22 protein-coding genes are annotated in these 24,266 nt (G+C 66.9%); 2 read left to right on the forward strand and 20 right to left on the reverse strand.

Features of this window, described 5'->3' with window-relative positions; translation table 11 throughout:
- Window positions 1-83 precede the first annotated feature (83 nt).
- Window positions 84-746 (forward strand): TetR/AcrR family transcriptional regulator, encoded by a 663-nt coding sequence (locus tag AABF56_RS24610; RefSeq protein ID WP_272807801.1) that lies wholly within the window; start codon window positions 84-86, stop codon window positions 744-746.
- A 14-nt stretch (window positions 747-760) separates the two neighbouring features.
- Here AABF56_RS24610 and AABF56_RS24615 read toward each other — a convergent pair whose 3' ends face one another.
- The 4 genes from AABF56_RS24615 to AABF56_RS24630 all read right to left on the reverse strand — a co-directional run bounded on the left by AABF56_RS24615 (window position 761) and on the right by AABF56_RS24630 (window position 5,234).
- A complete protein-coding gene (locus tag AABF56_RS24615) occupies window positions 761-1,696 on the reverse strand; it encodes an IS110 family transposase (protein ID WP_272804495.1) in 936 nt (311 codons plus the stop codon).
- Window positions 1,697-1,965: 269 nt separating this feature from the next.
- Window positions 1,966-2,277 carry a hypothetical protein gene (locus tag AABF56_RS24620; protein ID WP_272807800.1) on the reverse strand — a complete coding sequence of 104 codons (312 nt, stop codon included), beginning with the start codon at window positions 2,275-2,277 and terminating at the stop codon, window positions 1,966-1,968.
- Window positions 2,278-2,323: 46 nt separating this feature from the next.
- On the reverse strand, window positions 2,324-3,784 hold the full coding sequence (locus tag AABF56_RS24625) for an FAD/NAD(P)-binding protein (RefSeq protein ID WP_272807799.1): 1,461 nt from the start codon (window positions 3,782-3,784) through the stop codon (window positions 2,324-2,326).
- 37 nt (window positions 3,785-3,821) lie between these two features.
- Window positions 3,822-5,234 (reverse strand): LLM class flavin-dependent oxidoreductase, encoded by a 1,413-nt coding sequence (locus AABF56_RS24630; RefSeq protein WP_272807798.1) that lies wholly within the window; start codon window positions 5,232-5,234, stop codon window positions 3,822-3,824.
- A 251-nt stretch (window positions 5,235-5,485) separates the two neighbouring features.
- On the opposite strand from AABF56_RS24630, the gene AABF56_RS24635 reads away from it, so the two are divergent.
- Window positions 5,486-6,697 carry an acyl-CoA dehydrogenase family protein gene (locus tag AABF56_RS24635; protein ID WP_272807797.1) on the forward strand — a complete coding sequence of 404 codons (1,212 nt, stop codon included), beginning with the start codon at window positions 5,486-5,488 and terminating at the stop codon, window positions 6,695-6,697.
- A 155-nt stretch (window positions 6,698-6,852) separates the two neighbouring features.
- On the opposite strand, the gene AABF56_RS24640 is transcribed toward AABF56_RS24635, so the two are convergent.
- From AABF56_RS24640 to AABF56_RS24715, 16 genes are all read right to left on the reverse strand, one after another.
- Window positions 6,853-8,067, reverse strand: coding sequence for an SfnB family sulfur acquisition oxidoreductase (locus AABF56_RS24640; protein WP_272807796.1), 1,215 nt, complete (start codon window positions 8,065-8,067; stop codon window positions 6,853-6,855).
- A gap of 26 nt (window positions 8,068-8,093) precedes the next feature.
- On the reverse strand, window positions 8,094-9,071 hold the full coding sequence (locus AABF56_RS24645) for an ABC transporter permease (protein WP_272807795.1): 978 nt from the start codon (window positions 9,069-9,071) through the stop codon (window positions 8,094-8,096).
- Between the two features lies 1 nt (window position 9,072).
- Complete coding sequence (locus AABF56_RS24650) at window positions 9,073-10,122, reverse strand: ABC transporter permease (protein WP_272807794.1); 1,050 nt, start codon at window positions 10,120-10,122, stop codon at window positions 9,073-9,075.
- Window positions 10,112-11,644, reverse strand: a complete 1,533-nt coding sequence (locus AABF56_RS24655; RefSeq protein WP_272807793.1) for a sugar ABC transporter ATP-binding protein — start codon at window positions 11,642-11,644, stop codon at window positions 10,112-10,114. Before AABF56_RS24655 ends, AABF56_RS24650 begins: the two co-directional genes overlap by 11 nt.
- Before the next feature lie 61 nt (window positions 11,645-11,705).
- Entirely contained in the window at window positions 11,706-12,710 is a 1,005-nt protein-coding gene (locus tag AABF56_RS24660; RefSeq protein WP_272807792.1) for a sugar ABC transporter substrate-binding protein, read from the reverse strand.
- Between the two features lie 156 nt (window positions 12,711-12,866).
- Complete coding sequence (locus AABF56_RS24665) at window positions 12,867-14,234, reverse strand: LLM class flavin-dependent oxidoreductase (RefSeq protein WP_272807791.1); 1,368 nt, start codon at window positions 14,232-14,234, stop codon at window positions 12,867-12,869.
- 35 nt (window positions 14,235-14,269) lie between these two features.
- Window positions 14,270-15,535 carry an SfnB family sulfur acquisition oxidoreductase gene (locus AABF56_RS24670; RefSeq protein WP_272807790.1) on the reverse strand — a complete coding sequence of 422 codons (1,266 nt, stop codon included), beginning with the start codon at window positions 15,533-15,535 and terminating at the stop codon, window positions 14,270-14,272.
- A 74-nt stretch (window positions 15,536-15,609) separates the two neighbouring features.
- Complete coding sequence (locus AABF56_RS24675; protein ID WP_272807789.1) at window positions 15,610-16,422, reverse strand: MetQ/NlpA family ABC transporter substrate-binding protein; 813 nt, start codon at window positions 16,420-16,422, stop codon at window positions 15,610-15,612.
- 20 nt (window positions 16,423-16,442) lie between these two features.
- Window positions 16,443-17,102 (reverse strand): methionine ABC transporter permease, encoded by a 660-nt coding sequence (locus AABF56_RS24680; protein WP_272807788.1) that lies wholly within the window; start codon window positions 17,100-17,102, stop codon window positions 16,443-16,445.
- The gene (locus AABF56_RS24685) at window positions 17,092-18,144 is read right to left on the reverse strand and encodes a methionine ABC transporter ATP-binding protein (RefSeq protein ID WP_272807787.1); all 1,053 of its coding nucleotides are present in this window, start codon (window positions 18,142-18,144) and stop codon (window positions 17,092-17,094) included. The genes AABF56_RS24680 and AABF56_RS24685 overlap by 11 nt, the downstream gene beginning before the upstream one ends.
- 5 nt (window positions 18,145-18,149) lie before the next feature.
- Window positions 18,150-19,382: an acyl-CoA dehydrogenase family protein gene (locus tag AABF56_RS24690; RefSeq protein ID WP_272807786.1), complete on the reverse strand. Its 1,233-nt coding sequence runs from the start codon at window positions 19,380-19,382 to the stop codon at window positions 18,150-18,152.
- Window positions 19,383-19,604: 222 nt separating this feature from the next.
- A complete protein-coding gene (locus AABF56_RS24695; protein ID WP_272807785.1) occupies window positions 19,605-20,966 on the reverse strand; it encodes an O-acetylhomoserine aminocarboxypropyltransferase/cysteine synthase family protein in 1,362 nt (453 codons plus the stop codon).
- A 26-nt stretch (window positions 20,967-20,992) separates the two neighbouring features.
- Window positions 20,993-21,292 (reverse strand): hypothetical protein, encoded by a 300-nt coding sequence (locus AABF56_RS24700; protein ID WP_272807784.1) that lies wholly within the window; start codon window positions 21,290-21,292, stop codon window positions 20,993-20,995.
- Entirely contained in the window at window positions 21,282-22,067 is a 786-nt protein-coding gene (locus tag AABF56_RS24705) for an ABC transporter ATP-binding protein (RefSeq protein ID WP_272807783.1), read from the reverse strand. Before AABF56_RS24705 ends, AABF56_RS24700 begins: the two co-directional genes overlap by 11 nt.
- The gene (locus tag AABF56_RS24710; protein WP_272807782.1) at window positions 22,067-23,068 is read right to left on the reverse strand and encodes an ABC transporter permease; all 1,002 of its coding nucleotides are present in this window, start codon (window positions 23,066-23,068) and stop codon (window positions 22,067-22,069) included. Before AABF56_RS24710 ends, AABF56_RS24705 begins: the two co-directional genes overlap by 1 nt.
- Before the next feature lie 4 nt (window positions 23,069-23,072).
- Window positions 23,073-24,107 (reverse strand): ABC transporter substrate-binding protein, encoded by a 1,035-nt coding sequence (locus tag AABF56_RS24715; RefSeq protein WP_272807781.1) that lies wholly within the window; start codon window positions 24,105-24,107, stop codon window positions 23,073-23,075.
- Window positions 24,108-24,266 lie beyond the last annotated feature (159 nt).

Genomic DNA, 24,266 nt, shown 5'->3' on the forward strand with positions numbered 1-24,266 from the left:
CGCTTGCCATATTTACAAAACTCATCAGTACCATTAATATCCGGATACCGACATTGTCAATGGCCCGCCTCTGGATAACCTCCATGACCGAAACAACCGCCACAACTCTCCCGGCCAAGCGCCGGAAACGCGGCCGCCCCAGACTCGCGACGCCGGCCGAACAGAGGGCCAAGATCGTCGAGGCGACGCGCAAGCTGTTCCTGGCCGAAGGCTACGGCAGGACGACGATGAGCGAGGTTGCCGCCCACTGCCATATCTCCAAGCGCACGCTCTACGAACTCTTCCCCTCCAAGACCGATCTGCTCGCCGCGATCATCGAGCAGCACCGCACCAGCATGCTTGCGCTTCCCGGCGACTATGCGGGCCTGAGCCTCTCGGACGCCCTCGAACGCATCTTCCAGATCGATATCAGCGCGGAAGAGGATAGCGCGCGCGCGGCCTTCCTCAACCTCACCATCGTGGAAGCCGCGCGCTATCCAGAAGTCGGCGAGATGATGAAGAGGCTCGGCGGCCAGCGGGCCCATGCGCTGCTTGCCGAATGGATGGAAGGGGAAAAGCGGGCCGGAAGGCTCTTCGTCGACGACACGACGAGCGCCGCGACGATCCTCATGGACATGATGTTCGGCGCCGTCGTCACGAAGACGGGCACGGGCGCCGAATGGCCGGGCTTCGACGCACGCAAGGACTACATGCGGCGCTGCATCCGCATCTTCGTCCACGGCACCGGAAAATCGCCCGCTATCTAGAGTATCCGTTTTGGTCAAGGAAATGATTTTGTCCATTTCCGACGGTCCTTGAGCAGGGCGTTTGCCAGCACGATGAGCTTTCGCATGATGGCTGTTATTGCGAGCTTCGAGGCTTTGCCGCCCGCTTTGAGCTGGTGGTACTTTGCCCTGAGTTCCGGATTGAAGCGCATGGCGACGAGGGCCGGCATGTAGAGCGCCTGGCGGACGTTGGCGCGGCCGCCGCGGATGAAGGCGCGTGCGGCCCGGTTGCCGGACTGGCGTGCGACGGGGGCGAGGCCGGCGAGAGAGGCGGCCGCGCCGTTTTCGAGCATTCCGAGCTCGGGCATGTCGATGATCAGGGCGAAGGCGGTTATGGTCGAGACGCCCGGGATCGAGACGAGGATGTCGAAGCGGCCGGCGAGGTCCGGATCGGCCTTGACGATCGCCATGATCTCGCTCTCGATGGCGGCGATCTGGCGTCCGATCTGCCTGAGCTGCTCCGCGTTGTGACGCTTGAGGATGGCAAGGGTCAGCGTCTTGGCCCTGTTCCTGGCGGCCGTGCGGTTCTTCACCAGCGCCTCGCGGGCCATGTGCAGGTCCTTGAGATCGTTGAGGACCGGACGACGCACCGGCCGCGCGTCGAGGTCGAGTACAGCACCCATGCGCGCCAGCATGGCAGCGTCGAGCCGGTCGGTCTTGGCGAGCTTTCCCGTGGCTTCGGCGAACCGCCTTGCCTGGCGTGGGTTGACCTTGACCAGCGCACAGCCCACATCCGCCAGCCTTCTCTCGAAGGCCCGGTGATAGGGACCGGTCGGCTCGTAGACGATGTGCGCGTCGGGCTGGCTCAGCCAGTCCAGGAAGGCCCGATGGCCGGCGGTGTCGTTGGCAAAACGCCGGCTTTTGCCGTCGCTCGTCCTGTAGGCGTCGAGATGGTCTTTCGAGATGTCGACCCCGATGGTATCCTTTGTCATCTTTCGCTTGTCCTGTGCTTGTCGTCCGCAGCCGAGCTGCGGGTATCCGTTCAGGCCTCAAGAGAAAGACGAGGGCGATCAAACTCTAGCTCGACCCGTCAAACGGTCTGCATTTCAACGATCCGACCCTCGCCGCTGAGGGAGGGCGGCTACCCTCTCACAGCGGACCCTTCTTCGCCCATTCGGCAGCGAAAGTCATAAGACAAGCATTTCCAGAAAAAGTGCGACGCGGCTCTGCATCCGAAACGCGCAAAGACAATTGAACCTGCTCAGACGTATATTTCCCGCTCGCCAAAGGGATCGCCATCCTCGAAATTGCGCGTGCCGATGCGCGAGGTGCTTTCACTCTCGGCGGTCTGCCGCTGCGCCGAACCCGCCTCCTTCGCCTTCAGCGCAGCGATCTCGCCCTTGAGGCTGGCGATCGCTTCCTTGAGTTCGGCCTGGGCCTCCTCGTCCATCGCTTCGGCAAGCTCGCTCTCCTTGGCCGAGAGCTGCGCTTGAAGCGCGGAAAGGCTGGTGCCGCCGGACGAGGACGTGAGTGTCACGGTTGCCGATGTCGTCGAGGAGACTGCTCCGACCATGTCTATCCACCAGATCGCTTTCGATAGGCCGGAGCGTAGCTGGAACCTATTGAGGTACTCTCAGCGCGCGTTTTGTACCTCCGCGTCCCGCCTTCTCTACCCAGGTCCCTGTGGCGTTCATCTGGCGCACGATGTCTTCCGCCACGAAGACCGCATGATCCGTCACCTGGGGCAGGCCCATCAACTCGCCGAACGTGCCGCGGGCCAACGGGCCAGCGATGTAGAGGCTATTCAGCGCCTGCCCATCGGTTCCGATGGCGCGGCTTCGCTCGTCGACCGCGATGCCAAGACCGACGGCATCCGGTTGCAACTCGCCCGCGGTGGCGAGACCCGCGAGGAATGGCTGGCTTGAAAGCACCGACGCATGCCCCGGGCCTGTCGTCACGATCAGGCTGCCATACGTTTCCTGGAACGGCTCCCGCCCATGGCGCGGGCGAAAATCCACGGCAATCCCGCCCTCTGCGGGGCAGGTCACACCGGCGATGGCCGCAGCATGAAAGGAAAGCGTGCCAGCGGCCAGGCGCCGGTCGATGACCGCCTCCACCTGGGGCGCGATACGGAAACGGTGCACGTCCCAGTAGGGTCGCAGGAAGCGTGCGACGCGCCGGCGCTCGGCGACTGGCAGAGAGCGCCAGATATCGCCGCCCTGGCCGCGAACCCGGTCGAAAACCGCATGCCAGCTGAGCCCCGCAGCATCGGCCTGGACAAGGCCCTCCCGGATCCGCCGCAGCAAGGCCCGCGCCGTGCGGGATGGCGGATCGGCAAACTCGCCGAAGGGCTCTTGAGCGGAAAGGTTATGCCCGCGCGAGCGAAGGCCGCGGCGCGAGACGGCCGTGATCCTGCCGCGATGCCCCGCGGCATCGAGTGTCGCGATGACGTCCGCTGCGGTGAGCCCCGTGCCCACGACCAGCACCCGGTCGTCCGGGGCGATGCCGGAGAGGGCGCCGGGCACCGTGGCATCCGGAATGTAGCCGGCGCGGCCGGAAAGGGCGCGGTGGAGGGTTGCGGGCGGCTGCGGGCTTGGATGCGTCGTCGCGGCGACCACGATATCGGCCTCCAGCGCCGGGCCGTCCCCGGCCTCGACATGCCAGCGCCCCGAGCGCGCCGCCGTCACCGCACGGACGCGGCTGCGGCGATGCTCGATCGCTCCGCTCGCGACCAAGGGGGCAAGGTTGCCGGAAACATAACGGCCGAAGGCGGAACGGCGCGCGAAGGCGTGTCCCTCCGGCGTGATGGCCTCCGGATCGTCCGCAAGGGTCCCGCTGCGGACGAGCCAGCGCTGGAAATGATCGCCGTCGTCGGGAAGGAGCGACATGCGCGTCGCGGGCACATTGATGCGGTGCGTCGCCTCGTCCGTATCATAGGCAAGGCCGCCCCCGAGCATCGCCCGGGGCTCGAAGACGACGATCCTCGCGGCGCCGACGGGAAGCCGCCGCACGAGATGATAGGCGCAGGCGGCACCGGTGAAGCCGCCCCCGATGATCGCCACGACTGGCCTTGCCGGCATCCGTTTCACCTCCGCGCCACGCAGCGGCATCACCGCGTCACGCGCCGACCGATTTCAGCGCCGGGAGCTCGGCGTCGCGCCGCTTCACGGCCTCGATATCCCTGTAGCCGTCGGCCGGATGGGTTTTCGGCAGGTATGGTCCCTCGCCGAACAGCTTCTCCCGCAAGGTACCCTCCCTGTAGGCCGTCGGGTAGGCGCCGCGCTTCTGCAGCTCCGGCACGATATGGGCGACGACATCCTCGAAGCTGTCGGGGGTCACCGCATAGGCGAGGTTGAAGCCGTCGACATCCGTATCGGCCACCCATTCCTGAAGGATGTCGGCAATGCGCTCCGGAGAGCCGACGAAGACCGGTCCCATGCCGCCGATGCCGCCGAACCGGGCAAGCTCGTCGATGGTCCACGACTTGTCGCCGCCGGCAATGTGCTCGACGAAGGAGTGGATGGCGTTGGTCTCGATCTTCTCCACCACATCCGTCGGCGCATACTGGCCGAAATCGATGCCGCTCCAGCCGGACATGAAGGTCAGCGAGCCGTCATAGGAAACGTAGCTCTTGTAGTCCTCGAATTTCTTCTGCGCCTTCTCCTCGGTCTCGTCGGTGATGATGGTGACGAGCGTGTAGATATAGACCTTTCTGGGGTCGCGGCCGGCAGCGGCGATGCGCTGGCGGATATCGGCGACATAGGCCTTGAGAACCGACTTCGTCGGCGCGGCGACGAAGATGCACTCGGCGTGCGCGGCGGCGAACGCCTTGCCCGGCCCGGAGGCGCCGGCCTGGTAGAGAACCGGCGTGCGCTGCGGCGAGGGCTCGGTGAGGCCGTAACCCGGCACCTCGAAATACTTGCCCTTGTGGCCGATCTCGTGGACCTTTTCGGGATGGGTGAAGATGCGCCTGTCGCCGTCGCGCACCACCGCACCCTCCTCCCAGGAGCCTTCCAGCAGCTTGTAGAGCACTTCCACATATTCGGCGGCGACCTCGTAGCGGTTGTCGTGCCGGCGAAGGCCGCCCTGCCCGACATTCTTCGCGCCGCTCTCCAGATAGGAGGTGACGATGTTCCAGCCGACGCGGCCCTTGGAATGATGGTCGGCCGTCGCGAGGCGGCGGGCGAAGGTATAGGGATGCTCGAAGGAGGTGGACGCCGTGATGCCGATGCCGAGATGCTCGGTGGCGAGCGCGATGGGGGCTGCAAGTTGCAGCGGATCGTTCACCGGAATCTGCGCGGCCTGGTGGATGGCGTGGTAGTTCGAGCCCTTGTAGACATCGTAGTAGCCGATGACGTCGGCGATGAAGATGCCGTCGAAGACGCCGCGTTCCAGCGTGCGGGCGAGATCCTGCCAATAGTCCAGGTCCTTGTATTTCCAGGACCTGTCGCGCGGATGCGCCCACAGGCCGGGGGACTGGTGGCCCACGCAGTTCATGTCGAAGGCGTTGAAGCGGATATGGCGTGCCATCGGTCTCTCCAGGGTATCGGGCCAGGCTATCGAGAATGCCTGGCGGCATTGGCCGGGGCGAAGATAGCGCCTTCTTCCATTAAATACAGAAATTCTATCTTTTATATGTATTAATTTCGGAAACGGCTTTTCTGGCTGCCGTCCGGGGACTCTGGGAAGATGCGCAGAGCGGCGGAAAACCGTGCGCACCCTTTCACCCACTCCGACCGCGGCGACCTGCCCGGGATCGGCCGGAGAGCAGGAGACCGACCATGACCGCCCTACACCTTGTCAAGGAGTCCGACCTTCAGGACGATCGGGCCCGCCTCTTCGCGAAGGCCGAGGAGATTTCCGCCGACCTTGCCCGCCGCGGGGCGCAGCTCGATGCCGACGGCAAGCCGCCGTTCGCGGAAATCGAGCGGCTGAAGACGGAGGGCCTCCTGACCGCGCTGCACCCGGTCGAGATCGGCGGCGGCGGTCTCGACTGGGTGGACGGGCTGCGGCTCGTGCGCATCCTCGCGCGCGGCGAAAGCTCGATCGGCCAGTTGCTCGGCTATCATTTCGTCAACAGCCAGTACGTCCACTGGGCGGCCGACGACCCGGACAAGGCCTGGGACCTCGGCGTCGAGACGGTCGCAAAGAGGCTCTACTGGGGCGCCGCCGTCAACCCGCGCGATCCCGGCCTCACGCTGACCCGCAGCGGCGACCACTACCTGCTCAACGGCCGCAAGACGTTCTCGACCGGCGCGCATGTCTCCGACCGCATCAATGCCAATGCGGCCTTCGACGACGAGATCGCCAATATCGTGCTGCCGACCGACCGGCCCGGCTACATCGCCAATGACGACTGGGACAATATCGGCCAGCGGCTCTCCGACAGCGGCAGCGTGGAATTCCGGGATTTCCCGGTCTACGAAAGCGACTTCCTGCTGCCGCTTGCGAGGAAGGATGACGCCCCGCCCGTGCAGGCGACGTTCAACACGCCGCTGATCCAGCTCGTCTTCGTCAACTTCTACCTCGGCACGGCGGAAGGCGCGCTGGCGGCAGCCACCGACTATGTGCGCACCACGACGCGCCCCTGGGTCACGTCCGGCCTCGAAAAGGCGAGCGAGGATCCGTATATCCTGGAACGCATCGGCGAGTTCCGCGCAGCGCTGAAGGCATCCGCCGCGCTTGCCGATGCGGCCGCCGCCGTCGTCCAGTCGTCGCTTGCGCGCGGCCGGGGCGTCACCGCACGCGAACGCGGCGAAGCGGCGATCGAGGCCTACGCCGCAAAGGTCAACGCCACCCATGTGGCGCTCGACGTCACTTCGCGCATCTTCGAGCTGACCGGCGCCCGCTCGACGGCATCGCACCACCGTTTCGACCGCTACTGGAGGAACGTGCGTACCCACACGCTGCACGACCCGGTCTTCTACAAGGCCCGCGAAGTCGGCGACTTTGCCCTCAACGGCCGCGTGCCGGAGCCGAGCCTCTATAGCTGAGGCGAGGATCGGCAGACGAAACGAAGGCGGCCGACGGCCGCTTTCTGTTTTTTGGCAGGCACCCTTCCTGCAAGCTTCGCCGTCCTCGGGCAAAAAAAGACCGCAACCCCGAAGGATTGCGGCCAGGTGACCACCCCCACCACGAGGGTTGGATTTCAGAGCGCGCCGTTCTTCGGCGGCGTGACGCCGTTGAGGTGATAGTTGCCGACGACGTGGTACTTCCAGCGCACCGGATCGTGCAGCGTATGGGTGCGGGCATTGCGCCAATGGCGTTCGAGGTTCAGGCCGCGCCTGGTGGCGGACGTGCCGGCCAGCTCGAAGAGCACGTTGGTCGCGTCGATGGCGAGCTCCGTCGTCAGCACCTTGGCGGCGGCCACCGCCAGCGTCGCGGCCACGGCATTCTCCGCATTGAGGTTGACCTGCGCCTGGTCGACCTTGCGCCCGGCCCGCTCCAGCGTCGCCTCGGCCGCCTCGACGCGGATGGCGAGCTCGCCGATGCGGGCGATGGTCAGCGGATCGTCCGCGGCGCGCTCGACACCGCTGTCCGTCCAGGGCCGCGCGGTGTCGCGCACGTAGCCGATCGTCTCCTTCAGCGCCGCGCGGGCGATACCGAGATCGACGCCGGCATGGATGATCTGGCCGACCGAGCCGATCGTGCCGGGGCGCTCGAACCCCTTCTGGTGCGGCACGACGGCCTCGGCCGGCACGTAGACGTCGCGCAAGATCGTCGTGCCGCTGCCCGTCGTGCGCTGGCCGAAGCCGTCCCAGTCATCGACGATCTCGATGCCTTCCGTCTCGCGCGGGGCAAACGACATGGTGAGGCGGTCCTCGTCGTCGAGCGCGAAGATCGCCACCCAGTGGGCGAAGAGCACACCCGTCGAATAGAACTTCCGCCCGTTGATGCGGAAACCCGCGCCATCGGGCGTAATCCGCGTGTTGTAGTCACCGACCGTCTTGGTGCCGACCTCGGAAAGGGCGTTGCCGAAGCGGTCGCCGGCGAGAGCCCGGCTGAAGTAGAAGCGCTTCTGCGCCTCGCTGCCGTCGTGGCGGAGCGCCTCGAGAATGTAGAAATGGTTCTGCGGGATCTGGCCGATCGAGCTGTCGGCCTCGGAGAGGATCGCCGTGACCTCGGCGAGCACCGCATTGGAGACGTCGATGCCGCCATATTCGGCGGGAACGGTGATGGAGAGGAGGCCGGAGGCGGAAAGCCGGTCCAGCTCCTCGTACGGCAGCGCCCGCTCGTAATCCCGCCGGCTCGCGCCGCCGGCGAATTCGCCGGCAAGCGTGCGGGCAACGGCAAGCGCCTCGTCCTCGCTGGCGATGCGATGGGCGGTGTCCTGGGGGTTGGCGAGCCGGGTGACGCTGCTCATGAGAAATCCTTTCGAGATATCCGGATTCAGGCCCGGGCAGCCGCCTTGCGATTGGCGAAGCCGATGGCGAGGACGGAGAAGATGAGCAGGCCGGTGCCGACCTGCTGCCAGTAGAAATTGAGGCCCGACAGCAGGAGGCCATTGGCGACGATACCGAGCAGCAGCACGCCAAGCACGGTGCCCGGCACGTTCGGCCGGCCGTGCGGGTCGAACGTGGTGCCGATGAAGGTCGCGCCGATGGCGTTCAGGAGGAACGCGTTGCCCGAGGACGGAATGTAGACCGTGACCGTCGAGGTGAGGATGAGCCCGACCACGGCGGCAATCGTCGAGACGAGCACATAGGTCAGGGCGGTGACGCGCGACAGGCGGAGGCCCGAATAACGCACGACGCTCGCCTGGATGCCGATGGCGAGCGTCACCCGGCCGAAGCGGGTGCGCGAGAGCACGAGCCAGGCACCGGCGACGACGAGCGCGGTGACGAGGAGCGGCACGGGAATGCCGGCGACCGTGCCATGGCCGAGGAAACGGAAGGCTTCCGGCACGCCGGCCGGCGGCAGGTAGACCGGATTGCCGCCATTCGTGAGCAATTGCTGCGCGCTGCGGCCGACGAAGAGCGTGCCGAGCGTGGCGAGAAAGGGCGAGATGCCGATACCGGCGATGAGCACGGCATTGAAGACGCCGACAAGCGCTCCGCCGGCAAGCCCGCCGAGGGCGGCAAGCGCAATCGGCTGTCCGGCGAGCACGAGGGAAACGAAGGCGAAGCTCGCGAAATCGACAGCCGTGCCGACCGAGAGATCGATGCCGCCCGCCGAGACGGCGAAGGTCATGGCGATGGCGACGATGGCGAGCAGGGCGAAATTGTTCACAAGCACGCTGAGGAGGTTCGCACCCGAGAGGAAGCCCGGCGCGAGCGCTGCGAAGAGGGCGAAGACGGCGGCGAGCGCCGCGACCAGCGCATAGCGGGCGACGCCGCGGGTGAAGGAGGAGAGAGCGGTCGTCGCCATGTCAGGCGTTCTCCTTGCGGCCGAGCAGCGTGGTGGCGGAAACGACGAGCAGGATCAGCAGCCCCTGCACGCCGCTCACCAGCGTGCTGGAAATGTTGAGGAGCTGGAAGCCGTTGATGAGGAAGCCGACGAAGAGCGCCGACAGCAGCGTGCCGGTCACGGTCGGCGCCAGCCGGCGGGAGAAGACCGTGCCCAGCAGGGCGGTGACGACGACCGGCAGCAGCATGTCGCCGGCCCCGGTGGTGCTGCCCGAGAGATAGGAGACCGACAGGATGCCGGCGAGCCCGCCGCACAGGCCGCTCGCCAGGAACGAGCCGGCGACGAAGGACTTGACGGGCAGGCCCGCCGCCCGCGCCGCATCCGGAAACGCGCCGACCGCATAGAGGCGAAGGCCCAGCGGCGTATATTGCACGACGGCCGCGACGACCAGCGTGAAGCCGAGGAGGACATAGGCGAGAACCGGGATGCCGAACGGGCCGCCGGCGGAAAGCGCCGAGAGGAATTCGCTCGAGGCCGGGACGACGGTGTTCTGCGTCAGCACCAGCTCGAGGCCGGCGACGACATTCATGACGGCGAGCGTCGCGAGCAGCGGCACGATGCCGGCGAGCGTGACGGCGGCGGCGTTGACCGCGCCGATGGCGAGCCCCGTGCCGAGCGCGCCTGCAATGGCGACGCCGTCGCCATGCCCCGCCTGTGCCAGCGAGGCGTAGACGGCGGCGCTGAGCCCCATATTCGCGGCGAGCGACAGGTCGATCCCGCCCGTCACCACGTTCGAGCCGCCCGCGATGATGACGATGGTGAGCCCGATCGCCAGAACGCCGGCAATGGCCGACTGGCCGAGCACGTTGCCGATATTGCCGATGGTGAGGAAGAAGGGCGCGGTGACGGAGAAGACGACAAGGACGCCGACGAAGACGGCAAGCGCCCCGCCCCGCAGCGCCAGCGTGGCGAGGCGGCGGCCGAAGGCGGGGCCGGGCCTTCCCGGCTCGACAGCCTTCTGCGCCTCGATTTCGAGAGCGGAGGCCGGAATATAGGGGGCGTCAACCAGCATGGCGAAGCGTCTCGTGGGCACCCGTCACATCCGCAAGGACTTGGTTCGGGCTCGTTTCGGAGGAGATGAACTGCCGCGTCACACGGCCGCGGAAAAAGACGAGAAGGCGATCGGTGACGCCGAGCAGTTCCTCGATGTCGGAGGAGAGCACGAGCACAGCCGCGCCGCGTTCGGCAAGCTCGCCGATCAGCCGGTAGATCTCCACCTTGGCGGCGATGTCGACGCCGACCGTGGGCTCGTCGAGCAGGTAGATTTCCGACTGGCGGCTCAGCCATTTGGCGATCGCCACCTTCTGCTGGTTACCACCCGAGAGCGTCTTCACCAGGGCATCGACGCCGTCGGTCTTGATCTGCAGCCGTTTGACGAGGTCTTTCGTCTGGCGCCGCTCCGCGCCGCGGTCGATGAGGCCGCGGGAGAAACGGCCGAGGCTGGCGAGCGTGGTGTTTTCGGTGACCGAGAGGTCCAGCGCGACGCCGTCGCGGCGGCGGTCCTCCGGCACCAGCGCCAGGCGGCGGTCGGTGGCCGCGGCGGGATCGGCGGAGAACACGGCCTCGCCCTTGACGGAGACCGTACCGCCGGTCGGCCGGTCGAGGCCGAAGAGCGTGCGCACCACCTCCTTGGCGCCCGAGCCGACGAGACCGGTAAGACCCAGGACCTCGCCCTTGCGCAGCGTGAAGGAAACGGCATCGAAGCGGCCGGCAAGCGCCAGGTTCTCCACCTCCAGCACCACCTCGCCGGGCGCGACGTCGGGCTTGGGATAGAGCTCGCCGATATCGCGATTGACCATCAGGGCGCCGATCTCGGCCGCCGAGGTTCCGGCGACCGGCAGGGTCGCGACGTCGCGGCCGTTGCGCAGCACCGTCACCGTATCGCAGAGGTCGACGATCTCGCCGAGATAGTGCGAGATGTAGAGGATGGTGACGCCCTCCGCGCTGAGGCGGCGGATGAGCTGGAAGAGCAGGTCCGCCTCGCGCCGGACGAGCGCCGCGGTCGGCTCGTCGAAGACCAGCACCTTGGGACTGGCGATGAGCGCGCGGGTGATCTGCACGATCTGCTTTTCCGCCGCCGAGAGATCGGCGATCAGCGCGGAATGGGGCAGCGCGAGACCGAAATAGCGCTCGAGGATCTCGGCGGACCTCCGCCGCATCGCCGCGCGGTCGAGGAAGGGCGTTCCGAGAAACCGCAGCTCGCGGCCGAGGAACAGCGCCTCGCCCACCGTGAAGGTCGGGACGAGCAGGCGATCCTGGTGGATGAAATGGATGCCGAGCTCTTCCGCGAGATGCGGCGTCAGCCGGTCATAGACCTTGCCGTCGATCTCGACCATACCTTCGTCCTCCCGGTGAAGCCCGGCGATGAGCTTGATCAGCGTCGACTTGCCGGCGCCGTTCTGGCCGACGAGGCCATGCACCGAACCGCGCTCGACGGTGAGCGACGCACCCGAAAGCGCCTCGGCGCCGCCGAAGCGCTTGACGATGTTTTCGAGCCGGACGATCGCCGCGCCGCGCCCTGCCGTGTCCGCCATGGCCGCATTCCCCGTTGAAAGAAAGAGACCGCGGCGAGGCCGCCGCGGTCCGCGCCGGATTTCAGCCGATGCCGAGCTTCTTGGAGACCTCGCCGACATTCTGCTTGTTGGCGAGCAGCGCCGGCACATAGGTCTCGCGCGGCAGCGTCTCGCCGGCGAGGTAGCGGGCGACGTTCCGGATCGCGACGCGTCCGAGCTCGGCGGGCTGCTGGGCAACGTCGGCGGCGGCCGGCGAATTCGGATCGGCGACGAGCTGGAGCACTTCCGGGCTGCCGTCGACGCCATAGGTCCTGATCTCCGTGCGGCCGGCGGCGGCGAGCGCCTGCGTCGCGCCGAGCTGCGGGATGTCCCAGGCCGACCAGATGGCCTTGATCGATCCCTTTTCCGGATATTTGGCGAGGATCGCGGTGATCTGGGTGAAGGCATCCTGAACGGTGTTCGGGATCACGTCGCGCAGCTCCGGCTGCACGATCTGCACCTTCGGGAAATATTTGACCACGTTGACGAGCTGGTCGTAGCGGATGGCGCAGGGCGTGACGCCGTAAAAGCCGTTGAAGACGACGATATTGCCCTCGCCGCCGATATCGGAGACGAGCTGGAGGGCGAGATCCTTGCCGATGCCCCAGTTGTCCGAGGTGGAATTGTTGATCGAGTTGACCGAGCCGACATCGATGGTGAAGACCGGAATATCGGCCTCGCGCGCCTTCTTCAGCCAGGGATCGATGACGCTGAGCGTGCCGAGAAGCTGGACGATGGCGTCCGGCTTCTGGGCGATGAGCGTCTGGAGCTGGGAGACAAGCTTGCCGTCATTGCGGCTGGCATCCACGGCGATCGGCTCGCCGCCGAGACGCTTCACCTCCTCGATCTGGGCGTTGTAGGCCTGGAGATCGAAGAAATGATCGGTGCCGGCGGTGCTGATGCCGATGCGCTTGCCCTTGAGCGAAAGCCCGTCCTCGGCCGCGGCGGTGCGCGCCGCAAGAAGGCCCGTTCCCGCCACCACGCCGGCCACTGCGGTGAGCTTGAGGAGATTGCGGCGGTTGACGCCGGAGCGGATGTCGTCGGTCATGATGTCCCCGTCAGATCAATAATGATATAATCTATAAATTAAATATACTAACGAGCGGCGACAGGCAGGAATTTCCAAAATACGGGCGCCTTGGGAAAAGATTCGGCGCGGCGGACCGAAGGGACGCCGGCGCCATGTCCATTCCATGCCCGCCCCTCACTCCGCGCCCTCCGCCCGCGCGCGAAACGCGCCGGCAGGATGGCGGTCCGGCAGGCGGTCGCCTTCGCCGAAAAGGCGGTTGCGAAGGCTGCCCGCGCCGTAGGCTGTCTTGTAGCGCCCCCGCTCCTGCAGAATCGGAATGACGAGATCGATGAAGTCCTCGTAGCTTTCCGGCGCGACGGTGCGGGCGAGATTGAAGCCATCCACCTCGCCCTCGGCGATCCACTCCTCCAGTGCATCGGCAACCTGAGCGGGATCGCCCACGATCAGCGGATAACGCCCGCCGAGCGCCATGCCGGAGAGGATGGAGCGCTTCGTCCAGCCGCGCGCGCGGGCGAGATCGACGGAGGTCTGCACGAAATTGCCCTTGCCGTAGGCGATCGGCTCGTCGAGATCGTATTGCGAGAAATCGATGCCCGTGCCGGCGGAGAAATGCGCAAGGCCCGCCTCGGGGCTGGCATAGCGGGCGTAATCCTCGAACTTCTCCTTCGCCTTCTTTTCCGTACGGTCGACGACGACGGTGAGGCCGGCGAAGATGCGCACGTCCTCCGCCCGCCGGCCCGCTTCCACCGCGCCCTGGCGGATGGCGCGCGACGCCGTGCGGGCGACGCCGGTGTCGGGCGGCGAGATGAAGACGCATTCGGCGTGGCGGGCGGCGAACATCCGGCCGCGACCGGAGGTGCCGGCCTGGTAGAGCACCGGCGTGCGCTGGCGCGAAGGCTCGCTCAGATGATAGGCCTCGGCGCGGTAGAATTTTCCCTCGTGCCGGATTTTTCGCACCCGGGCCGGGTCCGAATAGACACGGGCGCGGCGATCGCGGATGACGGCGGCGTCGTCCCAGCTTCCTTCCCAGAACCGGTAGAGGAGATCGAGGAATTCGTCGGCCCGGTCGTAGCGCCGGTCGTGTTCGCCGAGCGCGGTTTCGCCCATCGCCCGCGCTGCGCTGTCGAGATAGCCGGTGACGATGTTCCAGCCGATGCGGCCTTCCGTCAGGTGGTCGAGCGTCGAGATACGGCGCGCGAAGATGGCGGGCGCCTCCGCATTGACGTTGACCGTAACGCCGAAGCCGAGCCCCTTCGTCACCGCCGCCATGGCGGAGACCAGCATCAGCGGATCATTGACCGGAAGCTGGATGGATTCGCGCAAGGTCAGGTCGACGGACTGCTGATAGACATCGTAGACCCCGACGATGTCGGCGAGGAACACGCCGTCGAACAGGCCGCGCTCCAGCGTCGCCGCCAGGTCCGTCCAGTAGCCGAGCCTGGTATAGCGGTGAGACTGGTCGCGCGGATGGGTCCAAAGCCCATGGTTGATATGGCCGGCGCAGTTCATCGTGAAGGCGTTGAGGAGGATTTCTTTTCGCATGTCTTCTTGCGGAAGGCGGCACGCGCCCTCCCCGTTCAAATCCACGAATGCAGCGGCGGCTGCACGCCGTTGAGGTAATACTGGCCGACCGCATGGAACTTCCAGCGCACCGGATCGTGCAGCGTGTGGGTGCGTGCGTCGCGCCAGAAACGGTCGAGATTGTGCGCGCCGAGCGTGGAACGCGTGCCGGCAAGCTCGAAAAGCTTGTTGGATGCGGCGAGCGCCACTTCCGTCGTCAGCACCTTGGCTTCCGCGACGGCGATCTTCGCCCTGCCGATCGTCTCCTCGGTGACGTCGGCGATGGTCTCGTCGAGCTGGCGGCCGGCCCGCTCCAAGAGCGCCTCGGCGGCGTGCAGGCGGATCTTGAGGTCGCCGATCGCCGCGATCGTGTAGGGATCGTCCGACGCCGTGTCGGAACCGCTGTCGATCCACGGGCGGGCGTGGTTGCGCACGAGGTCGATGGTCGCCTCGATGGCCCCGCGCGCGATGCCGGCGTCGATCGCCGCATGGATGAGCTGGCTCTGCGGGCCGACGGCGCTCTGGTTCTCGTAGACGATATGGGCGGGCAGAACGCGGGCTTCCGGGATCGCCACCTCGTCGAGGATCACCGTGCCGCTTGCCGTGGTGCGCTGGCCGAAGGCCGACCAGTCGTTGACGACCTCCAGCCCCGCCGCGCCCCGGTCGGCGACGGCGACGACGACATGGCCTGCCTCATCCAGCGCGACGATGGGCACGAGATGGGCGAAGAGCGCGCCGGTGGCGTAGAACTTCCGGCCCGAGACCACGAAATGATCGCCCTTGCGGACAAGCTTCGTCTCGAAGGCCTCGACGTTCTTGCCGCCGAACTCGGAAAACGCGTTGCCGAGCCGCTTGCCGGCCAGCACCGCGCCGAACAGCTCGTGCTTCTGCGCCTCGCTCCCCGTCTGGCGGATGACATCGATGATCTCGAAACTGTTCTGGGCGATCTGGGTCAGCGAGGGATCGCCCGCCGCAAGCGTCGCGAAAACTCTTGCAAGCGTAACCTGCGAGACGCCGGCCCCGCCATATTCCTTCGGGATGGTGATGCCCCACAGGCCGCTTTCGGAGAAGAGGTCGACCTCCGCGAAGGGGAGACGCCGCTCCCGGTCGCGCTCCTTCGCCTCGGCGGCGAACAGCGGCTTCAGCCGTTCCGCGACGGCGATCGCCTCCGCGTCGTCGCGGATGACATGGGCAGGCCTTTCCGGCGGGGCGGGCAGCCAGCCGGGGTCGCCGGGCGCGGGATCGGCGGGGGTTTGTCGGGCGGTGGCTTGGGTCGGGGTCATCGGTCTCGGCCGTCATTTCAGAAAGGGATTGCCGGGCTGCGATAGGGCGCAGCCCGGCGGCGAGGGACGAAAAATCAGAAGGCGGCGACCACCTGTCCCTTGTAGCGCTCCTCGATGAATTTCCGCGTCTCCTCGCTGTTCAGCGCCTTGGCGAGCTTGGCGACGCGCGCGTCGTCCTTGGTCTCGGGGCGGGTGACGAGATATTCGCTCCAGACATTGTGGCCGTCCTGGCCGCGGTCGATCAGCAGCGCCTTGGAGATGTCGAGCTTGGCCTCGAAGACGTAGTTGCCGTTGAGCGCGGCGAGATCGACCTCGCCGAGCGCGCGCGGCAGGAGCGCGGATTCCAGCTCGACGATCTTGAGGTTCTTCGGATTCTCGACCACGTCCTTGATGGTCGGCAGCGGGTCTTCCGGCGAGGTCAGCTCCGGCTTGCCGGAGACTTTGATGAGGCCGAGCTTCTGGAGCAGCAGCAGGCCGCGCCCGCCATTGACCGGATCGTTCGGGATCGCGACGGTCGCGCCGTCCCCGATCTTCCCAACCGAATCGATCTTCGTCGAATAGGCGACGAAGGGCTCGATATGCACGGGCACGATGGGCACCAGCTCCGTGCCGCGCTCCCGGTTGTAGTCGTTGAGGAACGGCCGGTACTGGTAATAGTTGGCGTCGAGTTCGCCGGAGACGAGCTGGGCGTTCGGCTGGATGTAGTCCGTGAAGACGCGGATATCGAGGTCGAGGCCGTCCCTGGCGAGGATCGGCTTGACGAATTCGAGGATCTCGGCGTGCGGAATGGCGGTGGCGCCGACGACGAGCGTCTCGTTCGCCCTGGCGGAGCCGAAGACGGCGAAGGCGAGGCTGGCGGCGATGGTGAGCGATTTCAGGATGCGCATGTGGGTCCTCCTGGCGCGGGTCATTTACGGGAGAAGTGGGCGACGAGACGGTTGCCGCTCGCCTGGATGAGCTGGACGAAGACGATGAGGATCGCCACGCAGACCAGCATGATTTCGGTCTGGAACCGGTGGTAGCCGTAGCGGATGGCGAGGTCGCCGAGCCCTCCGCCGCCGATCGCGCCGGACATCGCCGTATAGTCGACGAGCACGATCGCCGTGACGGTGACGGCCGCCAGCAGGCTCGGCAGCGCTTCGGGCAGCACGGCGCGCAGGATCGTCTGGCGCGTCGAGGCGCCCATGGCCAGGCTCGCCTCGATGACGCCGCGATCCACCTCGCGCAGCGCCGTCTCCACCAGCCGCGCGAAGAAGGGCGCTGTGCCGACGACGAGCGGGAAGATGATGCCGCGGATGCCGAGCGACGTGCCCGTAACGATGACGGTGACCGGCATCAGCACGATGAGCAGGATGATGAAGGGCACCGAGCGGATGATGTTCAGAACGAAGGAGAGGCCGCCATAGGCGACCGGCGCCTGGAAGAGCTGCTGCCGCCCGGTGAGAAACAGCAGGATGCCGAGCGGCAGGCCGACGATGACGGTGAGCAGCAGCGCACCGCCGACCATGGCGAGCGTCTGGCCGAGCGCCGCGCCGATATCGCCCCAGTAGATGTTCTCAAACGACATGGCGGGGCCTTTCCTCCGGCAGTGCGAGCAGCGCGCCGCCCTGCAGCTCCACGTCGACGCCGCTCGCCCGAAGGCCCGCGATCGCCCCTGCCACGTCCCGCCCGGAGAGCGAGACGATGAACTGCGCATAGGGCGTCTCGCGGATATGGCCGACTCGGCCGGCGAGGATGGCGTAGTCGACGAGGTTTTCCCGGGCGATGCGGCCGAGGATGGGCTTGTGCGCGGCAGGCCCCGTGAAGGTGAGGCGCACCGTGCGCCCGCCGAGATCGGCCCCTGCGACGGCGTCGAGCGAGCCGCCGTCCGGCTCGGCCTCGCGCACCAGCCGCAGCGTCGCGGGGTGGCGCGGGTGCAGGAAGACGTCCGTCACCGGCCCCTCCTCGACCACGCGGCCGCGATCGAGCACGGCAACGCGGTCGCAGGTGCGGCGGATCACGTCCATCTCATGGGTGATGAGCACGATGGTGACGCCGAGGTCGCGGTTGATCTGGCGCAGGAGATCGAGCACCGCACCCGTCGTCTGCGGATCGAGCGCGCTCGTCGCCTCGTCGCAGAGAAGGACCGAAGGCTCGCAGGCGAGCGCCCGTGCGATGCCGACGCGCTGCTTCTGCCCGCCCGAAAGCTGGCGCGGATATTTCCCGGCGTGTTCGGAAAGGCCGACGCGGGCAAGCAGCGCGGCGACCCGCCCGGAAATCTCGGCCTTGCCGTATTCGCCGGTCAGCTCCAGCGGATAGGCGACATTGCCGGCGACCGTGCGGGCGCTGAGCAGGTTGAAATGCTGGAAGACCATGCCGATCGACCGGCGAAGGGCGCGCAGACGCTCGCCGCGGGCCTCCGTCACCCGCTCGCCGGCGACGAAGACGTCGCCGCCGCTCGGGCGCTCCAGGAGGTTGATGAGCCGCACCAGCGTCGACTTCCCCGCGCCGGAGGAGCCGATGACGCCGAAAATCTCGCCCTTGGCGACGGAGAGATCGACGCCGTCGAGCGCGGCGGCCGCGCCTTCCCTGCCGGAAAAACTCTTGGTGACGCGTTCAAGCCTTATCATCGCCGTCAGCCCGCGCTTGCGCCGATGCGCCACTGATAGGGCGGTGGCGTGCCATTGACGGCGAAATCGCCGATGATGCGGTGCTTGTAGATGCGCGGATTGTGCGAGGCGAGCGTGCGGGCGTTGCGCCAGTGCCGGTCGAGGCCGGCGGACTTCTTCGTCGCGGAGGCGCCGAGCGCATCGAAGAGCAGCGTCGCGGCTTCGAGGATGAGGTCGGAGACGACCGTCTGGGCCTGCGCGGCTTCAAGCTCGGCAATGGCATTGGCCTTTTCCTCCGCCTCCGCATCGTCGACGAAATGCGCTTCGAAGGCGCGCTGGACGCCGTTGGCCGCCTGGAGGGTGATCGCCCCCGCCGCATAGGCCGCGGCGCGGATGCGCCCGACGACCTGCAGGACCTGCGGATCCTCGCTGGGGCGCGCGGCCGCGGCGTGGGTATAGGTGCGCCGGCGCTCCACCACGGCTTTCGCGACGTCGGCAGCGATCGCCCGGCCGATGCCGGCGAGCGTGGCGAGGTGCACGAGCTGGTAGAAGGCGGCCGAATATTTGAAGCGCTCGTCGTCGACGACGATGTCCCCGGGCTCGACCACGACGTCGCGGAAGATGGCCGTGCCGCTCGCCGTCAGCGTCTGGCCGAAACCGTCCCAGTCGTCAATGACCGCGACGCCGGCGGCCTCGCGCCGCACCGCGACGGCGATCCCCTCGCCCGCCGCGTCGCTCGCGCCGACATCGATCCAGTCGGCGAAGAGCGAGCCGGTCGTGTAGTATTTCTCGCCGTTGAGGACGAGCCGGCCATCCTTCTCCGCGACGGTCGTGGAGAAGCGGTCGAGCGCCGCGCCTGCGCCGATCTCGCTCCAGGCGCTGCCGGCGGTCTCGCCCCGCGCGATGCGGGCGACCCACAGGGCGCGGCGTGCGGCATCCTTCGTGTTCAGGATATCCTCGGTGAAGCCGAAATGGGCGCGCAGGGTCTGCGTGACATTGGAATCGGCTGCGGAAAGCTCGATCAGCAGATTGAAGAACTGCGGCAGGCTCGCCCCCTTGCCGCCCGCCTCCACCGGCAGGCGGACCGCGCCGAAACCGGCCTCCTTCAAGCGGCGGATCGCCTCGTATGGCAGATCGCGCCCCAGGTCGCGCGCGGTCGCCTGCGCGGCTATCTCCGCGAAAATCGGCCGGAACGGCGCGGCCAGCGCCTCATATCGTTCACCGGGGCCGGCGCCCCAGGCATTATCGATCTGCGTCATGCATCCTGCTCATCGTCGCTGCCGTGCCGGCCTTGGAACCGGTCACGCTTGGAATTGACGAGGAGAGTAGCCTTCGCCGCAGATAAATACAGAAATTCTATCTTTTTTATATATTATAAAGCGAAACGCTGTTCCCCTCGCTGCCGGAGCGCACGCAGCGCAAGGAAAACCCCGGCGCGAGGAGGAAGCGCCGGGGTCACACGCCGATCGGGGTGGCCGGCCTCAGGCCAGCGCGATGGCTCGTTCCAGATCGGCGATCAGGTCGTCGGGATGTTCGAGGCCGATGGAAAGGCGCACATAGCCGGGCGTGACGCCGGTCGCGAGCTGGTCTTCCAGCGAGAGCTGCGAATGGGTCGTCGTCGACGGGTGGATCGCCAGCGACCGGGCATCGCCGATATTGGCGAGGTGATAGAAAAGCTGGAGGCTGTCGATGAAGCGGCGCCCCGCCTCGCGCCCGCCCTCCAGCTCGAAGCCCACCAGCGCGCCGAAATAACCCGGCTTGAAATATGTGTCCGCCCGCGCCTTCGCCTCGCCGTCCTGGAATTTCGGGAAGATGACACGTTTCACCTTGGCATGGCCCTTGAGATATTCGGCGACCTTCACCGCGTTCTCGTTGTGCTGGCGAAGGCGAAGCGGCAGGGTCTCGAGGCCCTGGATGAACTGGAAGGCGTTCTGCGGGCTGATCGCCGCGCCGAGATCGCGCAGCAGTACGGCGCGGGCGCGCAGGATATAGGGATGGAAGGCGATGGCCTCGGCCTTCTCGATCCACGTCTTGCCCTGGTAGCTTGCATCCGGCTCGGTGAGGTTCGGCTGGCGCGCGGCATGCTCCGCCCAGGGGAAATTGCCGCCGTCGACGATCGCGCCGCCGATGGAGGTGCCGTGGCCACCGATATATTTCGTGGTCGAGTAGACGACGACCGCCGCGCCGTGCTCCAGCGGCCGGATGATCAGGGGCGCTGCCGTGTTGTCGACGATCAGCGGAATGCCGTGCCGGCGGCCGATGGCCGCGACCTCGGATATCGGGAAGACTTCCAGCTTCGGGTTCGGCAGGGATTCGGCGTAGTAGGCGCGTGTACGCTCGTCGGTCGCCGCCTCGAAGGCCTGCGGGTCCGACACATCGACGAAACGGGTCTCGATGCCGAAGCTTTTCAGGGTCGCGGCGAAGAGCGCCCAGGTGCCGCCGTAGAGACCGGCGGCGCTGACGATGTTGTCGCCGGCCCGGGCGACGTTGAGGATCGCGAAAGCCGAGGCCGCCTGGCCGGAGGAGAGCGCCAGCGCGGCCGCGCCGCCTTCAAGCTCGGCCAGGCGCTGCTCGAAGGCGTCCTGTGTCGGGTTGGAGACGCGGGTGTAGAGATGGCCGGGCGCTTCGAGGGCGAAGAGCCTGTCGGCGCCGTCCGTGCCGGGCAGCTGGAAGGACGTCGTCTGGTAGATAGGCACGGCGACCGCGCCGCTTGCCGGATCGAAGCGGAAGCTGCCGCCGTGCAGCGCGATCGTCTCGGGATGGCGGCTCTTGAAGGTCGCGGCTCCGGCCGGGACCTCGACGATATCCTGTTCGGCGACCTCGGGGGCTTGATGGATCGTCATGGCACTTCTCCTTTGCTGCGGCGCATTCAGGCGCGCGAGGGACGGACGGACAGGATGGCGCCCGCAACGAGAATGCTCGCCGCGGCCCAGAAGGCTTCCGGCGCATACCAGCGGATGCCGTAGAGATGATCGTTGGTGCACAGTGCCTGGGCGAGCGTGCAGAGGTCGCTCGCGCCGGCAAGGCACGTGACGGCCTGGCGGACGGTGAGGTAGTCGTTCTCGACGACCTTGCCGAAGATCAGCCACCACCAGCCGACGGCAAGGACAGCGAGGACACCGCCGGCAAGCGCGACGGCGTGGTGGGCGAGCCGCGCGCTAGACGTCATGGGAGATCCCCAGCTTTTCGAGCAGCGACCGGCGCAGCGCGACGAGGTTCGCATCGTCCCGGCGGCGCGGATGCGGCTGGCCGACGCGCACCTCCGCGACGATGGAAGCGGGCCGGTCGGAGAGCACGATGACGCGGTCGGCGAGCAGCAGGGCCTCCTCGACATCGTGCGTGACGAGCAGTGCGGTGAAGCCGGCGCTCTTCCACAGATCGAGGAGCTCGTTCTGCATCCTGAGCCGCGTCAGCGAATCGAGCTTGCCGAAGGGTTCGTCGAGCAGCAGCAGCTTGGGATCGTTGACGAGCGCGCGGGCGAGCGCGGCGCGCTGCGCCATGCCGCCGGAAAGCTGGTGCGGGTAGAAATCGGAAAAGCCTTCCAGCTTCACCAGCGTCAGCACCTCGTCGATGCGGTGTCCCCGCTCGCGGACGAGGCCGCGCGCCTCGAGGCCCGTCGCGACGTTGCCGCGCACGGTGCGCCAGGGAAACAGCGTCGCATCCTGGAAGACGAGGATGCGGTCGGGGTTCGGCGCGGTGATCGGCCGGCCGTTTTCCAGCACCTTGCCGGCGGTCGGCGTCTCCAGCCCGGCGGCAAGGCGCAGCAGCGTGGACTTGCCGCAGCCGGACGGTCCCAGCAGGGCGACGAATTCGCCCGGCGCGATCGTCAGGCTCACATCGTCGAGAACCTGCAGGTCCTTGCCGTCGAGCTCGTAGCGATGGGAAACGCCTTCCACGTCGAGCGCGATGCTGTCGGCAGCGGTTTCCGCAAGAGCCAGCGCCATCAGAGAATCCCCTTCTGCCAGCCGAGCAGGCGGTCGCGCACGACGAACAGGAGGCGCACGAGCCCGGCGCAGATCAGCGCCATGACGATGAGGGCGGCATAGACATTGGCATAGGCCGAATAGGCCGTGTTGAACTGGAGATACCAGCCGAGGCCGAACTTGGCGCCAAGCATTTCGGCGACGACCAGCACGGCGAAGGAATAGTAGAGCCCCATGAAGAGGCCGACGAAGACGTTCGGCAGCGAAGCGGGAATCGCGACCTTGAAGATGAGGAAGCGGTTGTCCGCGCCCAGCGTGCGGGCGACGTCGTAGAAGGACCGGTTGACCTGGCTGACGCCCGCCGCCGTGAGGATCGCGACCGGGATGCCCGAAGCGAGCGCCACGAGGAAGATCGAGGCGTGGAAGGTGGACGGGAAGATGAAGAAGGTGCAGGGAATCCAGGCGCTTGCCGGCACAGGCCCGATCAGCTTGAGAAGCGGCATGCCCCAATAGGCGAAACGCTTCGACCAGCCGAGCGCGACGCCGCCTGCAAAGCCGACGAGGACGCCGGAAAAGAAGCCGAGCCCCCAGAGCCGGCCGGTATAGGCGACGCAGATCAGCAGGCGGTCCCAGTCCGTGACATAGACATGCAGCAGGCCCTGCGGCGGCGAGAAGAACGGCTTCGGCAGCCAGCCGAGCTTGGCGGTCAGCACTTCCCAGACCGCAAGCCAGAGGCCGAGCACGATGAACCAGGGCCCGTAATGGACGAGCGTGCGGCCAAGGCCGCCGAGCCGGTGGACCGTGACCGACAGCGCAAGGAAAATCCCCGCCCCGGCCAGCGCGAGGAGGGCGAAGAGCTGCGTCGCGCCCCAGGTGATGACATCGGGCAGAACATAGGTCAGCGCCGCGGCGAGAAACCACGTGCCGGCCGCAAACAGCCCGTTGCGCCAGATGCCGGGAAGAGAGGGGGCGAAGGTGCGCCGCCCTGCCCCGCCGAATGTGTCCTCGACCGCCGCGCTCATGGCATCACGCGAAGATGTCGATGGTGATGCGGCTCGCGATCTCCTCGGGATCGGTGGAGGCGTCGATGACACCGGTCAGCTTCAGGTCCTCGTAGCCGATCCGCACCTCCTTCAGCAGGTCCTTGCCGAACCAGTGGTCGTGGTAGGTGAAGGCGGCAAGCACCTCCGTCAGGTCCTCCAGCGAGAGGCCCGGCTTCAAGGTGTCGAAATACCACTTGGCCACCTCGTCCGGGTGCTTGGCCGTGTACTGGTGGATTTCGAGGTTGGCGGCGGCGACGCGCTTGATGGCGTCCCTATTGGCTTCGTAGTAGTCGCCATTGACGCCGAGCACGCAGCAGACGCGGTCCTTGAAGCTGCCGGTCTGCGTGTCGGCGACGCGGCGGAAGCCGTGCTGCTTCTCATAGGAATAGGCCCAGGGGTCCATGTGCGCGACGGCATCCGCCTCCCCCTTCAGCACGCCCTCGGCCACGAGGTCGAAGGGGAAGACCTTCCAGGTGACGTCGGTTTCCGGATTAAGCCCCGCCTTGGCGAGCGCGACCGAGAAGGCGACGCGCGAGGGCGACATGACGTCGAACGTTCCGATCGTCTTGCCCTTGAGGTCCGTCAGCGTCGTGATGTCGCTCTCCGGCTTGACGAGGATGCTCTGGCAGCCGCCGTGCGAGCCGGCGAAGAGCCGCACGTCGAAGCCCTGCTCGATCGGCTTCAGCCAGTCGTAGAGCAGGCCGGGGCCGGCCTCGGCCTTGCGGGTGGCGAGCGCCTGGATGAGCGTCTGGCCGCTCGCCCCTTGGTAGAACAGTTCCACATCGAGGCCGTGCTTGGCATAGATGCCCTTGGCAAGGCCGAAGCCGACGGGAGAATGGCAGGCGGCGACCTCGGTCCATTCCAGCTTGATCGGGATGAGGTTGCCGGCAATGGCATAGCGCGTCGAGCGCGCGCCGATGACGCCTGCCGTGGCGGCAACGGCCGTGACGCCGGCCGCCTTGATCAGGCCGCGGCGCGACAGGCCCCTGGAAAGCATGGTTTCGGATTGCTGGCTCATCGGATGTCCCCTCGCGAAGTGATGCGGCCAGCGTAGCAAAATCACATTTAGTTTATAGATTTTATAGATTATTTCGAAAGGCTATCGGGGAATATTCTTTTGCCGTTCGCCCGCGCGACGGATTTGCCGTTCCTTCGCGCACGGCAACAGGCGCTTCCA

The sequence above is a fragment of the Shinella sp. WSC3-e genome, from assembly GCF_945994535.1.
In the GTDB taxonomy this organism is placed as follows: domain Bacteria; phylum Pseudomonadota; class Alphaproteobacteria; order Rhizobiales; family Rhizobiaceae; genus Shinella; species Shinella yambaruensis.

Bases quoted from the DNA above. Each gene is read 5' to 3' on its own strand.
- AABF56_RS24610 (WP_272807801.1), top strand. From the start codon at position 84: ATGACCGAAACAACCGCCACAACTCTCCCGGCCAAGCGCCGGAAACGC.
- AABF56_RS24615 (WP_272804495.1), bottom strand. From the start codon at position 1,696: ATGACAAAGGATACCATCGGGGTCGACATCTCGAAAGACCATCTCGAC.
- AABF56_RS24620 (WP_272807800.1), bottom strand. From the start codon at position 2,277: ATGGTCGGAGCAGTCTCCTCGACGACATCGGCAACCGTGACACTCACG.
- AABF56_RS24625 (WP_272807799.1), bottom strand. From the start codon at position 3,784: ATGCCGGCAAGGCCAGTCGTGGCGATCATCGGGGGCGGCTTCACCGGT.
- AABF56_RS24630 (WP_272807798.1), bottom strand. From the start codon at position 5,234: ATGGCACGCCATATCCGCTTCAACGCCTTCGACATGAACTGCGTGGGC.
- AABF56_RS24635 (WP_272807797.1), top strand. From the start codon at position 5,486: ATGACCGCCCTACACCTTGTCAAGGAGTCCGACCTTCAGGACGATCGG.
- AABF56_RS24640 (WP_272807796.1), bottom strand. From the start codon at position 8,067: ATGAGCAGCGTCACCCGGCTCGCCAACCCCCAGGACACCGCCCATCGC.
- AABF56_RS24645 (WP_272807795.1), bottom strand. From the start codon at position 9,071: ATGGCGACGACCGCTCTCTCCTCCTTCACCCGCGGCGTCGCCCGCTAT.
- AABF56_RS24650 (WP_272807794.1), bottom strand. From the start codon at position 10,122: ATGCTGGTTGACGCCCCCTATATTCCGGCCTCCGCTCTCGAAATCGAG.
- AABF56_RS24655 (WP_272807793.1), bottom strand. From the start codon at position 11,644: ATGGCGGACACGGCAGGGCGCGGCGCGGCGATCGTCCGGCTCGAAAAC.
- AABF56_RS24660 (WP_272807792.1), bottom strand. From the start codon at position 12,710: ATGACCGACGACATCCGCTCCGGCGTCAACCGCCGCAATCTCCTCAAG.
- AABF56_RS24665 (WP_272807791.1), bottom strand. From the start codon at position 14,234: ATGCGAAAAGAAATCCTCCTCAACGCCTTCACGATGAACTGCGCCGGC.
- AABF56_RS24670 (WP_272807790.1), bottom strand. From the start codon at position 15,535: ATGACCCCGACCCAAGCCACCGCCCGACAAACCCCCGCCGATCCCGCG.
- AABF56_RS24675 (WP_272807789.1), bottom strand. From the start codon at position 16,422: ATGCGCATCCTGAAATCGCTCACCATCGCCGCCAGCCTCGCCTTCGCC.
- AABF56_RS24680 (WP_272807788.1), bottom strand. From the start codon at position 17,102: ATGTCGTTTGAGAACATCTACTGGGGCGATATCGGCGCGGCGCTCGGC.
- AABF56_RS24685 (WP_272807787.1), bottom strand. From the start codon at position 18,144: ATGATAAGGCTTGAACGCGTCACCAAGAGTTTTTCCGGCAGGGAAGGC.
- AABF56_RS24690 (WP_272807786.1), bottom strand. From the start codon at position 19,382: ATGACGCAGATCGATAATGCCTGGGGCGCCGGCCCCGGTGAACGATAT.
- AABF56_RS24695 (WP_272807785.1), bottom strand. From the start codon at position 20,966: ATGACGATCCATCAAGCCCCCGAGGTCGCCGAACAGGATATCGTCGAG.
- AABF56_RS24700 (WP_272807784.1), bottom strand. From the start codon at position 21,292: ATGACGTCTAGCGCGCGGCTCGCCCACCACGCCGTCGCGCTTGCCGGC.
- AABF56_RS24705 (WP_272807783.1), bottom strand. From the start codon at position 22,067: ATGGCGCTGGCTCTTGCGGAAACCGCTGCCGACAGCATCGCGCTCGAC.
- AABF56_RS24710 (WP_272807782.1), bottom strand. From the start codon at position 23,068: ATGAGCGCGGCGGTCGAGGACACATTCGGCGGGGCAGGGCGGCGCACC.
- AABF56_RS24715 (WP_272807781.1), bottom strand. From the start codon at position 24,107: ATGAGCCAGCAATCCGAAACCATGCTTTCCAGGGGCCTGTCGCGCCGC.